Source organism: Corynebacterium sp. HMSC035E02, assembly GCF_001836065.1.
Lineage (GTDB): Bacteria > Actinomycetota > Actinomycetes > Mycobacteriales > Mycobacteriaceae > Corynebacterium > Corynebacterium hiratae.
This window is the reverse complement of sequence record NZ_KV827369.1, coordinates 153509-165251: the sequence shown is the minus strand read 5'-3', so window position 1 is coordinate 165251 and position 11743 is coordinate 153509. Positions and strand designations below refer to the sequence as shown.

The following is an 11743-nucleotide window of genomic DNA, read 5'->3' as shown; positions in this document are numbered from 1 at the left end:
AGACTAGACCTCCATGAGCTCTTCTTCCTTGTTGGCTACGAGCTGGTCCACCTGCTCGATGTAGCCGGACGTAATCTTTTCCATCTCCTTCTCGGCGGCGATAACTTCGTCCTCACCCGCGTCGCCATCCTTCTGCAGCTTCTTCAGCTGCTCCATGGCACGGCGGCGGATGTTGCGGATAGCAATCTTGCCGTCCTCGCCCTTGCTCTTGGCCATCTTGACCATGTCGCGGCGGCGCTCCTCGGTCAGCTGCGGGATGGTCACGCGCAGTACCTGACCGTCGTTCGTCGGGTTCACGCCCAGATCCGAGTTGCGAATCGCGTTCTCAATCTCATTCATCACGGACTGTTCATAAGGCTTGATGAGCAGCATGCGCGGCTCAGGGACCGAGATGGTGGCCATCTGGGTAATAGGGGTCGGAACCCCGTAGTACTCAGCGACCAAGCCGTTAAACATGGACGGGTTGGCGCGGCCGGTGCGGATGGTGAGCAGCTGCTCACGGGTGTGCTCTACCGAAGCGGTCATGTGCTCTTCAGCTTCGAGCTGGATCTCGTCGATCATGAGGGTTACAACTCCCTTGAAATAGTCAAAAGTTCTGGGAAAGAATTTAGCAGGTCGCAGCCCATTTGTACTAGGACTGAACCAGCGTGCCGATCTTCTCGCCGTTGACGGCACGCTTGATGTTGCCCTCGGTGAGGAGGTTGAAGACCAAAATCGGCATATTGTTGTCCATGCAGAGGCTGAACGCGGTAGCATCGGCCACCTTCAGACCCTTCTCAATAACCTCACGCGGGGTGATTTCGGAATACAGTTCGGCATCCGGGTTGGTCCGGGGGTCGGCCGAATAGACGCCGTCGACTGCCTTGGCCAAGAAGAGGACTTCCGCGCCGATCTCTAGGGCTCGCTGCGCCGCAGTGGTATCGGTGGAGAAGTACGGCATGCCCATTCCGGCGCCGAAGATGACGACGCGGCCCTTTTCCAAGTGGCGGTCGGCACGCAGCGGGAGGTAGGGCTCAGCGATCTGTGCCATGTTGATGGAGGTCTGCACGCGGCAGTCGATGCCCTGCTGTTTGAGAAAGTCCTGCAGCGCCAGGGAGTTCATGACGGTGCCGAGCATGCCCATGTAGTCGGAGCGCGCGCGGTCCATGCCGCGCTGGGAAAGTTCGGCGCCGCGGAAGAAGTTACCGCCGCCGATAACGACGGCGATTTCGGTCCCCTGCTGCGCCACCTCGGCAATTTGGCGGGCGACGTTTTCTACCACATCAGGGTCGATGCCGACCTTGCCACCGCCGAACATCTCACCGCCCAGCTTGAGCATGACTCGCTTGTATCCGGTTCGCTTCGGTTCAGGGTTGGTCACGGTCTTCATCGTCTCCTTCACGCATGGCGACGCTTCAGTTAAGCGCTTGAATAATTCTGTTCCATCTTAACCATAGGAAGCCGCTCGCTAATACTCAGCTGCGAGCGAGCCCCACCCTCAGGGGCAGGCTAAAACAGCGAACTCCCTCCCCCACTTGTTTCCTTTGGCCACACGGCGTAGGGAAAAGGAGTGGAGGAGGGAGCAGAAGGCAGTCGCCGCACGACATGCGGCCATGACTGCGACAGCTTCAGAAGCGCTTAGACGCCGACCTCGTAACGGACGAAACCGGTAATGGTGGTGCCAGCCTCCTCTGCAACCTGCTTAACGGTCTTCTTGGAGTCCGACAATGCTGCCTGCTCCAGCAGGACCACAGACTTGTAGAAGCCGTTCAGGCGGCCTTCCACAATCTTCGGCAGGGCAGCCTCCGGCTTGCCCTCCTCGCGGGTGGTGGCCTCCGCGATCTCGCGCTCCTTCTCAACGATCTCAGCCGGAACGTCCTCGCGGGTGAGGTACTCAGCGTTCATAGCTGCGATCTGGAGAGCGACTGCGTGAGCGCCTTCTGCGTTGCCCTCGTAGGACACCAGGACACCCACTGCCGGCGGCAGGTCAGCGGAACGCTGGTGCAGGTACACAGCTACGTTGTCACCCTCAATGGTGACGGCACGGCGGGCCTGCAGCTTCTCGCCGGTCTTTGCGGACTCTTCGTCGACGACCTCGGAAACCTTCTTGCCGTCAATCTCCAGGTTGTTGAGTTCCTCACCGGAGTTGACCTTGGCCTCACCAGCAGCCTCAGCGATCTTGGCAGCGAAGGACTTGAAAGCCTCGTTCTTGGCCACGAAGTCGGTCTCGCAGTTGATCTCCACCATCGTGTTGCCGGAGACAGCAATCAGGCCCTCAGTTGCCTCACGCTCAGCGCGCTTGGACACGTTCTTTGCGCCCTTGATGCGCAGGTACTCGACGGCCTTGTCGTAGTCACCCTGGGACTCGTCGAGAGCCTTCTTGCAATCGAGCATGCCGGCGCCGGTGGCCTCACGCAATGCCTTTACGTCTGCAGCAGTGTAGTTCGCCATAGTTGGAGCGATCCTCCTTGGATTTAAACGGTATTCGTTGAAACAGCGTAGCTGAATCGCTACCACCACGTCGCGTTGAGGGGGTGTTAGCTTTCTCCCACTCCCCCAACGGAGGAAACCCTCTGCGTGGTGTTTCACCCCTGTGGTGTGTCACGCGCCTTCGCAAGCTTCGGAAAACACGTGAGAAAAAGCCCCCATCGCCGCGGACAGTAGGGGCCGCGCGGTACGGGGGCTTCAGGTATGCAGATTACTCTGCGGACTTCTCGGCGTCCTCGGACTTCTCAGCGGAAGCCGGGTCAGACGCAGCGGCAGCCTCAGCGGCGTCGCGGGCGTCCTTCTCAGCGGTGTCGCCGGCAGCCTCCTTGGCCTGTGCAAGCTGGCGCTCCTCGCGAGCCTTCTTGCCCTCATCCACAGCGGTGGCGATGATGCCGGAGAGCAGCTTGGTGGCGCGGATAGCGTCGTCGTTGCCCGGAATCGGGAAGTCGACCTCATCCGGGTCGCAGTTGGTGTCCAGGATGGCAACAACCGGGATGTTAAGCTTCTGGGCTTCCTTGACCGCGATGTGCTCCTTGTTGGTGTCAACGATCCACAGTGCGGACGGAGCCTTGGTCATATCGGAGATACCACCCAGGACGCGCTCCAGCTTGGTGCGCTCGCGGGTCAGCATCAGAACTTCCTTCTTGGTGCGGCCCTTGTAGCCGTCCTCAGCTGCATCCATAGCCTGCAGCTCCTTCATGCGCTTCAGGCGCTTGGAGACGGTCTGGAAGTTGGTGAGCATGCCACCGAGCCAGCGGTGGTTCACGTACGGCATACCAACGCGGGAAGCTTCTTCAGCAACGGCTTCCTGAGCCTGCTTCTTGGTACCAACGAAGAGGATGGTGCCGCCGTGTGCGACGGTCTCCTTCACGAACTCGAAGGCCTCATCGATGTAGGTCAGCGTCTGCTGCAGGTCGATGATGTAGATGCCGTTACGGTCGGTGAAGATGAAGCGCTTCATCTTCGGGTTCCAGCGACGGGTCTGGTGACCGAAGTGGACACCAGCGTCGAGGAGCTCGCGCATGGTTACGACTGCCATGTTTCGCTCGCTTTCTATATGTTGTTTCGGTTTTGCAAAGATTGTGCGGTGTTTTATCCCGCACCCTAGCAACGAAGGCCCTGGTTAACACCCCATTATCCCGGGGACCACGTCAACCACGGACTGTCTCTTCCTTAACCCAGGAAGCGACTACTTCGCCGCGCGTAGTCAGTCCATGTGGTAACCATTCGGTGCCGAGCACAGACTGCTGTGGGCTAGCTTAGTACTGCACACACGGTGATTCCAAACGACGCGACCGAATCACCTCCGCTGGATTGTTGACAGGCTTAACGAACTTTTCCCTAGCGCACCATGAGTTTCTTCAGCACCAGTTTATCCACAGGCGGAGCACAGCCCCTTCCCTCGAGCCGCGCTCACGCGCAGGCTTGAGATCATGCGTCACCGTCTACTTTGTTTATCTGCCCTGCTATGCGTCTGGGCCACGCTTGCCGACGTCCCCCTCGCCGCCGCCTTCGTCGACCCCACCACTGGGGAGCCGGTTGCTTCGCGTGTCTTGCGTGGCTTCGAACCTCCTGAGAAGCGGTGGATGGCCGGGCACCGCGGTGTCGATCTGGATCTGCCCGTCGGCGGTAAGGTGCGTGCCGCTGGCGACGGCGTTGTGTACTTCGCAGGCTCCATAGCGGGTAAGCCAGCCCTTTCGATTGCTCATGGCAACGGCCTACGCACCACTTATCAACCAGTGTTCGCGCGGGTTAAGAAAGGTGACCGAGTACAGGAAGGAGACGTGATCGGCACACTCGCGCCGTCCGTGGACGGCTATCCGGGACTCCATTGGGGCGCAATTAAAGGCCGCGAGGACTACATCAACCCGTTGGATCTCCTCGGCGAACCCGTCATTCGACTCAAGCCCGCGGGTGGGAGCGAGCGTAGACGTCCTTCAGGCGCTGGGCAGAAACGTGCGTATAGACCTGCGTGGTCTGCAGTGACGAGTGACCAAGCAGCTCTTGCACGATTCGTAAATCGGCCCCGCCCTCGAGCAGGTGCGTAGCCGCGGAGTGGCGTAGGCCGTGCGGGGTGAGCCCCGGCGCGCCCGTGACTTGTGCGGCGCGCTCGACGACGCGGCGCACCTGGCGCGCATCGATTCGGCGTCCGCGCGTGCCCACAAAGACTGCTTCCGTTTCGCCGGCGAGCTCGGGGCGCCCCGTCTTCAGCCAGGCGCGCAGCGCGTCGTGGGCCGCATCCCCGAAGGGGACGACGCGCTGCTTATTGCCTTTACCGGTCACGCGCGCGGTGCGGCGGGAAAGATCCACATCCCCGATATCCAGGCTCACCAATTCGGCTACGCGCGCACCGGTGGCATAGAGAAACTCGAGCATGGCGCTATCACGCAGGAAATGGATCTCATCGGCGGAGACCGCATTGCCCATCAGTTCCCCGGCGGCGGCGGGCGACATCACAGTGGGCAGATGCTTGCCCACCTTGGGCGTAGCCAGGCGCTGGGCGACATCAGTCTCGAGGTGCCCCTCGCGCGCGGCCCACGTGGAAAAGGCGCGCACCGCCGCGGTACGCCGTGCCAGCGTGGAGCGAGACTTTCCCTCATCGACGGCACCCGCCAGCCAGGCACGGAGGGCGTTCAGAGTAAAAGACGAGAAACTCGGGACGTCGGCAGCCAGCAGGCGCAGGTCTGAACAGTAGCCACGGACGGTCGCCTCGGAGCGACCGCGGACAATGCGCTGGTAATCCGCAAAGTCCTCGATCGCTTCCTCCAGCTGGCCGCCCACGCGCCGTTCGGCGTTACCACTTGCTCCACTCATGTCACATGAGTGTACTCAGGTGCGCTGCCACATCGCGCCCGAGCGCGTTATCACCCCCATCTTTTGCATCGCCACGAGCAGGTGGATGGTCAGCGCCACCCGCATTCCCGCAGCAGCCGCGATATCCTCCGCACTCGCTCCTTCCTCCGCGCTTTCCGGCGGAGTGGAGTCATACACTTTGAGCTCATTGCGGGACAAGCGTTGTACCGGGGTTGGCTGGAACTCAAGTTCATACTGACCCGCAGCGTCTACTTCCCCGACTTTGCCCACGAGTCCGCGTATTTCATCGACTGAGGCCACCAGTTGCGCTCGCCCATCCTGGATGCGTTGGTGACACCCCAAGGACCCAGACGTCGTGACTGGGCCCGGTACCGCCATGGCAACCCGGCCCAGGGCCTCCGCCCAGTTCAGCGTGTTTAACGCACCAGAACGAAACCCGGCTTCCACCACCACGGTGCCGCTGGTCATCGCCGCCACGAGGCGGTTGCGGGACAAGAAGCGGAAGCGCTGTGGCCGTGTGCCCGGCGCGAACTCGGACACGATGCACCCATTCCCGGCGATCCTGTCAAAGAGACGCGCATTGCGCGCCGGGTAGGAAATGTCGATACCGCAGGCTGCTACCGCGACGGTCTGCCCACCTGCGTCGAGAGCTGCCTCGTGCACCGCTGTATCAACCCCCACTGCCCCACCGGACACCACGGTCCATTGGTGCGCTGCGAGGCCACCAGCCAGAAGTGAGCCCACCTCCCAGCCGTACCGGCTCACGGCGCGCGTGCCCACCAGGGCAACGGATTGGGCTACCGCTTCGCGCAGGTTCCCGCCGCGAACCCAGAGGCTGTGGGGCGGGACTGCTTGGTCATCAAACGTCGCCGGGGCATCGACGAGCCCCTGGTGGTAGAACCCAAAGGCACGGGCAAATTCCTCCCCGGGCCACTCCGCGTCATCGAGTGTGATGAGCCGGGCTCCGACCGCCTCTGCGGCGGCGAGGTCTTCGTCTTGTCGTAGCCAGTCCCGCCGCGATGCCGTAGCCTGCCGCAGGGGTCCGATCCAGTCCTCTCCCTTATAGATTCCTCGCGCTATCTCCTCAGCCGGGTATTGGGTCAGCAGACCGTGGAGGGTTGGTGAGGGTCCTTCCACCACGCGGTTGAGGTAGGCCCAGGTGTGACGGCTGGTCGACACGTTGAGTTCGCTCATGCGGCCAGCCTTTCGATCGTGTCAGCGCCACGGAGATCGAGTGCGCGGCTGACGTGGTCAAGCTCAGGACGGGCGGTTCCATCGAGGTCCGCCAACGTCCACGCCAAGCGCAGCACACGATCCACCCCACGCTGGCTGAGCTCCCCTTCAGCCAAGTAGGCAGCAAGCATAATCATGGCCGACTCCGCTGCTGGGCGATGACGTCGCAAGTAGGAGGCGGACACGGCGCCATTGACTACGCTTCCCAGCCCATCGGCCTCCCAGCGCGCCTTCATCCGTTCCCTGGCAGCGGACACACGTTGAGCAATGTCTGCGGAGGTTTCCTCCCCTTCTGGGTGCAGTACCGCGGATTGCCCAGACAAAGACACAATGATGTCGAGGCGGTCGCGCAATGGGCCCGAAAGGTTGGATAGGTAGTTCATCCTGTCTGCTGCCCGGCATTCGCAGCGTGACGGTTCCTCAGCGCCACAGCGGCACGGGTTCGCAGCCAACACCAGTTGAAAGCGGGCGGGAAAAATTACCTCGCGGCTAGCCCGAGTCAGGCGCACCTGTCCTTCTTCCAGCGGTGCGCGCAAGCTATCCAGTACTTGCGCCGGAACCTCGCTGACCTCGTCGAGAAAGAGCACTCCATGGTGCGCCAGACTCACCGCACCTGGCCGCGGGCGCCCCGATCCACCGCCAATCAGCGCGGCCCTCGTGACCGAAGCGTGCGGCGCGATGAAGGGCGCCCGGGAAATCGCGGTGCCAACGGCTCCCGCTACCGAGTGGATCGCGGTAGCCTCCACTGCTTCTTCCGTGGTCAAGCGCGGAAGGATGCCCGGCAAACGCGAAGCAATCATCGATTTGCCGGAACCGGGTGGCCCCACCATCATCACGTGATGGCCGCCAGCCGCGGCAACCTCTGCTGCCCACTTGGCTTCCCGCTGTCCGGCTACTTCGCTGAAGTCTGCAACCTGTTCACGCGCGGGCGCCGCAGCGTGCGTGATCAGCTGCGCGTCCGGCAGGCAATCACTCCCGCATACCCAAGTGAAAGCATCCCAGAGGGTCTCGGCCACCAGCACTCGCATGCCGGGAACCAATGCTGCTTCCGCCGCATTACCAACCGGAATGATCAGCGTGTCATAGCCTTGCGAGCGCGCCGCCAGAATCGCCGGGATGATGCCGGAGACCGGGCGAACCTGCCCGTCCAGTCCCAACTCGCCGAGCACGAGCGCCCCGCTGAGCCGACTTTTCTCGCTCTGGCCTGCCGCTAAGATAGCCAGCGCCATGGGGAGATCGAAATGTGCGCCGGCCTTGGGCAACGATGCTGGTGACATGGACACCACGACCTTTGTTTTCGGCCACGGTAGGTGCGAGTTGCTCACCGCGGTCCGGATGCGATCCCGCGACTCCGAAATCGCGGCATCACCCAGTCCCACCACATGGACACCGGGAAGCCCGGGACCCACGTTGGCTTCCACGGTGACCACCCTGGCCAGCACGCCATCTAGCGCAATCGTGTCGCACCTACCGAGAGCCATGGTCAACTCCCTGGAAATACTCCACGTCGAAGGTTTCCCCCTTCTCAGCCCCTGTGGACACGAGCCCGAGTACATCAAAGCGAACCTTGCTTAAGGGCTGGGTAGTACTCCGACTTGCGCTCAGCCACTGCGCGGCAGCCTTGCGAAGGCGCTTTAGCTTGCGCGGTGTTACCGCTTCAGCCACGCCAAAGTTGCGGGTTGCCCGGGTTTTAACTTCACAGAAGACGATGGTTCCATCAGGCTCGCGCACAACGAGGTCGAGTTCGCCCACGCGGTAGTGGACGTTCGCGGCTATCACCTGAGCCCCGCGCGCTCGGTAAAAGTCAGCGGCGAACTTCTCCCCCGCTTTCCCCAGTGCATCCGCAGGGCGGATGGTCTGCCCCACGCTCGGTGAATGCACGGAAGTCGCTAGATTTTTTGTCATTATGGTGCTCCTTGGAATTGAACGTGTAGACAACACGCCGCAAGCACGACACAAGACAATTCCTGTGCCGCACACCCCCTTACGGCACTTCCAGAACACCTCACTCGGCATCCCCCTGGCGAGAGCTTCGAGCCTCCCCACACCAAATCTGTGGATAACTAGTCCGGGCTCACCACTTCATTGGCACCCGCACCCCGCACATGAGCTTTACTCTGGGAGGACAAAGTCCGGCTTGTCCAGCTCTTCAATGTTGACGTCCTTGTAAGTGATCACACGGACGTAGCGCACAAAGCGCGCCGAGCGGTACATATCCCATACCCATGCATCGGACATACGGACCTCGTAGTAGACGTCCGGCCCCGATGTATGCGGAATGAGCTCGACCGCGTTGGCCAGGTAAAACCTGCGTTCGGTTTCCACCACATAGGAGAATTGGCTGACTACATCGCGGTATTCGCGGTACAGCGACAGCTCGACTTCAGCCTCGTAGTTATCGAGTTCCTCAGCGCTCACGGTGTGCTTCTCCTTCGCTCACAATCAACCGGGATCACGGTGTCACAGATTGAGCACCAGCTTAGTTCCCGCACCCCGCCTCAGGCTTCAGGCGCGCGCGAGGAATTGCGCATGCGCGCTAGCAACGTTGCGATAACTCATGCGGTGCTCCGGCGTCGCTCCCAACTGCACGATGGCCTCTTGGTGTGCGGCGGTGCCATACCCCTTATGCGATTCCAAGGCATAGCCCGGGTAGCGCTGCGCGAGCTCATCCATCAAGCGATCACGAGACACCTTGGCCACAACGCTTGCCGCAGCGATGCAGCGTGCGGCAGTATCACCGCCGATGATCGGCAGTTGCGGGGTAGGCAGGCCGGGGACAAAGAGGGCGTCGCTCAGCACATAGCCCGGGCGGACCTTAAGCTGTGCTACCGCACGGCGCATCCCCGACAGGTTGGCGTGCTGGATGCCAAAGGCATCGATGTCCTTTGCTCCCACGTGCACCACCGACCACGCCAGCGCGCGACGTTTGATCAGCGGCTCCAGCTTCTCCCTGGCCGCCGGCGTGAGCTTCTTCGAGTCATCGAGCCGCTCCAAACCGGGAATGATGCGATCGGGCAAAATGCACGCGGCAATCGTCACCGGCCCGCAGCAGGCCCCACGCCCGGCTTCATCCACCCCCGCGACAGGCCCCAGCCCCGCCTTGGAGAGCGCAACCTCATAGGTTCTCTTCTGCTTGAGACGGCGCATAGCGTTTACACCGGTTGAGCATCGATAGTCTGGGCGCGGCTGAACGGCATCACCACGGCGGCGACCTTCCCGCGAACGTTCTCCACGGGTACGGTGCCCTGCAGTTTGTCTCCGAGGTGAGCGCGCGAATCCAGCGAGTTTGTGCGATTGTCTCCCATGACCCACAGGTGACCCTCCGGGACCGTGACGGGACCAAAGTAGGCGCCACCGCAGGCCTGCGAGCCCACGCGTTCATCAACAGGTATCTCCGGCGGATTCAGAACGAAGTCCTGGTTGGTGGGCTTGCCATCCACCATCACGGCTGGATCCCCCTCCTGGCATGACACGGTCTGCCCGCCGGTGGCGATGACTCGCTTGACCAAGATGTTGTCGCCGTTGGGAACGAGCCCCACGGCGGCACCAAGGTTTTGTATGCCGCGCAGGAGCACGTTGCGGGAACGCTTCACCTCAAAAGACGTGTTCCACGAGTCTGGCCCGGAAAAGACCACGACCTCCCCAGGACGCGGGTCGTTGAAGTAATAGCTCACCTTCTGCACGGCGATGCGGTCATTCGTACATCCCGGGCAGCCATGCAGTGTGGGTTCCATGGAGGAGGACGGGATGAGGTACATCCTGCCCACGAAGGCCTGAATCAGCGCCAGCGCCACGAAGGTAACTGCCAGCGCCCATAAGACATCGCGAATTCTAGGACTGGATGTCCGGGTCATCGACTCCACCGATGCGGTTGAAGGGGAAGAAGATGAACATCACCTTGCCGCGAACGTTCTCCAGCGGGATAGTTCCTTGGTACTCGTCCTGCATGTGATAACGCGAGTCCGCGGAGGCCGTGCGGTTATCTCCCATTACCCAGATATTTCCCTCAGGCACGGTCACGGGGCCAAAATACGCGCCGCCGCAGGCGTAGGAACCGGTGGTCTCATCAACGCGATAGGTTGGCGGATCCTGCACATAATCCTGCTCAATAGGCTTGCCATCCACCATGACTGCCGGATCCCCCTCCTGGCAGGACACCGTCTGGCCACCGGTGGCAATGACGCGCTTTACCAAGGTGTTCTCGTCGGGCGGGGTGAGCGACACGTAGCTCAGGGCATCCTGGATACGGTGGATCACCGGGTTATCGGAGCGTGGCGACACCCAATTGCTGTCCCAGTCCGGGGTCCCCTTAAAGACCACGACATCACCAGGCTCCGGGCTCTTGTCGCCGTAATAGGAAACCTTCTCGGTGAAGATACGGTCGTTGTTACACCCTTCGCAGCCGTGCAGTGTCGGCTCCATGGAGCCGGACGGGATGACATACTGCCGGCCCACGAAGTTCTGGAAAACTCCAACGACCGCGAGCACACAGACCACCACGATGACAGTCTCCAGCAACCAAGGCATCTGCTTCTTGTCCTCAGTTGGGGATGCCGCGCTTTCCGACGCCTCTCCCCCAGCGCCCTGGGAACCTTCAGTAAAGTCGTTTTCTTTTTCCACGGACTAAATCCTAGCAATGTGTCTTATCCTCACGGGCCTTGTGGGCCCCGCGCGGCGCGCGCTAGAAGGATGAAGCCAAAAAAGAAAGCCCTTCACCTTTCCTCGCGATGAGGATAAGGCGAAGGGCTGTGACGCGCTGTAAATTAGCGGCGCTCCTTGATACGGGCCTTCTTGCCACGCAGGTCGCGCAGGTAGTACAGCTTCGCGCGGCGCACGCGGCCGCGGCGAACTACCTCGATGGAGGCAATGTTCGGGGAGTGAACCGGGAAGGTACGCTCAACGCCGATGCCGAAGGAAACCTTACGCACGGTGAAGGTCTCGCGGATGCCGTCGCCCTGACGGCGGATGCAGACACCCTTGAAGAGCTGGGTACGCTCGGTGCTGCCCTCGATGACCTTGACGTTGACGTCAAGGGTATCGCCCGGGCGGAAGGACGGGATATCGTCGCGCAGCGAAGCTGCATCAACCTTATCAATGAGGTTTGCCATTGGTGTTTTCCTTTTCAGTTTAAGACAGAGGACCCTGGCGCCACCGCGAGGCGGCTGACCGGTTCGTGCCTATTACACAGAACATCGCTATCTTTCCACACCCCACCCCCGCAGAACAAATT

14 protein-coding genes and 1 pseudogene are annotated in these 11743 nt (G+C 61.5%); 1 reads left to right on the top strand and 14 read right to left on the bottom strand.

Going from position 1 to position 11743, the window contains the following annotated elements:
- Positions 1-3 precede the first annotated feature (3 nt).
- From frr to HMPREF2635_RS13895, 5 genes are all read right to left on the bottom strand, one after another.
- The gene (gene frr, locus HMPREF2635_RS10350; RefSeq protein WP_046648055.1) at positions 4-561 is read right to left on the bottom strand and encodes a ribosome recycling factor; all 558 of its coding nucleotides are present in this window, start codon (positions 559-561) and stop codon (positions 4-6) included.
- Between the two features lie 70 nt (positions 562-631).
- A complete protein-coding gene (gene pyrH, locus HMPREF2635_RS10345; RefSeq protein WP_046648054.1) occupies positions 632-1369 on the bottom strand; it encodes a UMP kinase in 738 nt (245 codons plus the stop codon).
- A 248-nt stretch (positions 1370-1617) separates the two neighbouring features.
- Positions 1618-2430 carry a translation elongation factor Ts gene (gene tsf / locus HMPREF2635_RS10340; protein WP_070701706.1) on the bottom strand — a complete coding sequence of 271 codons (813 nt, stop codon included), beginning with the start codon at positions 2428-2430 and terminating at the stop codon, positions 1618-1620.
- A 247-nt stretch (positions 2431-2677) separates the two neighbouring features.
- Complete coding sequence (rpsB, locus tag HMPREF2635_RS10335) at positions 2678-3505, bottom strand: 30S ribosomal protein S2 (RefSeq protein WP_010190382.1); 828 nt, start codon at positions 3503-3505, stop codon at positions 2678-2680.
- Between the two features lie 427 nt (positions 3506-3932).
- Positions 3933-4175, bottom strand: a complete 243-nt coding sequence (locus tag HMPREF2635_RS13895) for a hypothetical protein (protein ID WP_070821716.1) — start codon at positions 4173-4175, stop codon at positions 3933-3935.
- On the opposite strand from HMPREF2635_RS13895, the pseudogene HMPREF2635_RS13890 reads away from it, so the two are divergent.
- A pseudogene (locus HMPREF2635_RS13890) lies at positions 4101-4277 on the top strand (peptidoglycan DD-metalloendopeptidase family protein); the annotation flags it as partial. The gene HMPREF2635_RS13895 and the pseudogene HMPREF2635_RS13890 overlap by 75 nt on opposite strands.
- Positions 4278-4368: 91 nt before the next feature.
- On the opposite strand, the gene HMPREF2635_RS10325 reads toward HMPREF2635_RS13890, so the two are convergent.
- From HMPREF2635_RS10325 to rplS, 9 genes are all read right to left on the bottom strand, one after another.
- Positions 4369-5280 carry a tyrosine recombinase XerC gene (locus HMPREF2635_RS10325; RefSeq protein ID WP_070545798.1) on the bottom strand — a complete coding sequence of 304 codons (912 nt, stop codon included), beginning with the start codon at positions 5278-5280 and terminating at the stop codon, positions 4369-4371.
- A gap of 15 nt (positions 5281-5295) precedes the next feature.
- Positions 5296-6474, bottom strand: a complete 1179-nt coding sequence (gene dprA, locus HMPREF2635_RS10320) for a DNA-processing protein DprA (RefSeq protein WP_049155388.1) — start codon at positions 6472-6474, stop codon at positions 5296-5298.
- Positions 6471-7994: a YifB family Mg chelatase-like AAA ATPase gene (locus HMPREF2635_RS10315; protein ID WP_070821715.1), complete on the bottom strand. Its 1524-nt coding sequence runs from the start codon at positions 7992-7994 to the stop codon at positions 6471-6473. Before HMPREF2635_RS10315 ends, dprA begins: the two co-directional genes overlap by 4 nt.
- Positions 7981-8418: a YraN family protein gene (locus HMPREF2635_RS10310; RefSeq protein WP_070512622.1), complete on the bottom strand. Its 438-nt coding sequence runs from the start codon at positions 8416-8418 to the stop codon at positions 7981-7983. Before HMPREF2635_RS10310 ends, HMPREF2635_RS10315 begins: the two co-directional genes overlap by 14 nt.
- 207 nt (positions 8419-8625) lie before the next feature.
- Positions 8626-8931, bottom strand: coding sequence for a DUF2469 domain-containing protein (locus tag HMPREF2635_RS10305; protein WP_005528899.1), 306 nt, complete (start codon positions 8929-8931; stop codon positions 8626-8628).
- 87 nt (positions 8932-9018) lie between these two features.
- On the bottom strand, positions 9019-9660 hold the full coding sequence (locus tag HMPREF2635_RS10300) for a ribonuclease HII (RefSeq protein ID WP_070821714.1): 642 nt from the start codon (positions 9658-9660) through the stop codon (positions 9019-9021).
- Between the two features lie 5 nt (positions 9661-9665).
- Positions 9666-10367 carry a signal peptidase I gene (gene lepB, locus HMPREF2635_RS10295; RefSeq protein WP_070821713.1) on the bottom strand — a complete coding sequence of 234 codons (702 nt, stop codon included), beginning with the start codon at positions 10365-10367 and terminating at the stop codon, positions 9666-9668.
- Entirely contained in the window at positions 10345-11040 is a 696-nt protein-coding gene (gene lepB, locus HMPREF2635_RS10290; RefSeq protein ID WP_158396197.1) for a signal peptidase I, read from the bottom strand. The genes lepB (HMPREF2635_RS10295) and lepB (HMPREF2635_RS10290) overlap by 23 nt, the downstream gene beginning before the upstream one ends.
- Before the next feature lie 236 nt (positions 11041-11276).
- Positions 11277-11621, bottom strand: a complete 345-nt coding sequence (rplS, locus tag HMPREF2635_RS10285; RefSeq protein ID WP_046648044.1) for a 50S ribosomal protein L19 — start codon at positions 11619-11621, stop codon at positions 11277-11279.
- Positions 11622-11743 lie beyond the last annotated feature (122 nt).

Coding starts and splice junctions, on each gene's coding strand:
- frr (WP_046648055.1), bottom strand. CDS start 561: ATGATCGACGAGATCCAGCTCGAAGCTGAAGAGCACATGACCGCTTCG.
- dprA (WP_049155388.1), bottom strand. CDS start 6,474: ATGAGCGAACTCAACGTGTCGACCAGCCGTCACACCTGGGCCTACCTC.
- HMPREF2635_RS10325 (WP_070545798.1), bottom strand. CDS start 5,280: ATGAGTGGAGCAAGTGGTAACGCCGAACGGCGCGTGGGCGGCCAGCTG.
- HMPREF2635_RS10300 (WP_070821714.1), bottom strand. CDS start 9,660: ATGCGCCGTCTCAAGCAGAAGAGAACCTATGAGGTTGCGCTCTCCAAG.
- HMPREF2635_RS10315 (WP_070821715.1), bottom strand. CDS start 7,994: ATGGCTCTCGGTAGGTGCGACACGATTGCGCTAGATGGCGTGCTGGCC.
- tsf (WP_070701706.1), bottom strand. CDS start 2,430: ATGGCGAACTACACTGCTGCAGACGTAAAGGCATTGCGTGAGGCCACC.
- HMPREF2635_RS13895 (WP_070821716.1), bottom strand. CDS start 4,175: ATGAGCAATCGAAAGGGCTGGCTTACCCGCTATGGAGCCTGCGAAGTA.
- HMPREF2635_RS10310 (WP_070512622.1), bottom strand. CDS start 8,418: ATGACAAAAAATCTAGCGACTTCCGTGCATTCACCGAGCGTGGGGCAG.
- lepB (WP_070821713.1), bottom strand. CDS start 10,367: ATGACCCGGACATCCAGTCCTAGAATTCGCGATGTCTTATGGGCGCTG.
- rplS (WP_046648044.1), bottom strand. CDS start 11,621: ATGGCAAACCTCATTGATAAGGTTGATGCAGCTTCGCTGCGCGACGAT.
- lepB (WP_158396197.1), bottom strand. CDS start 11,040: ATGCCTTGGTTGCTGGAGACTGTCATCGTGGTGGTCTGTGTGCTCGCG.
- rpsB (WP_010190382.1), bottom strand. CDS start 3,505: ATGGCAGTCGTAACCATGCGCGAGCTCCTCGACGCTGGTGTCCACTTC.
- pyrH (WP_046648054.1), bottom strand. CDS start 1,369: ATGAAGACCGTGACCAACCCTGAACCGAAGCGAACCGGATACAAGCGA.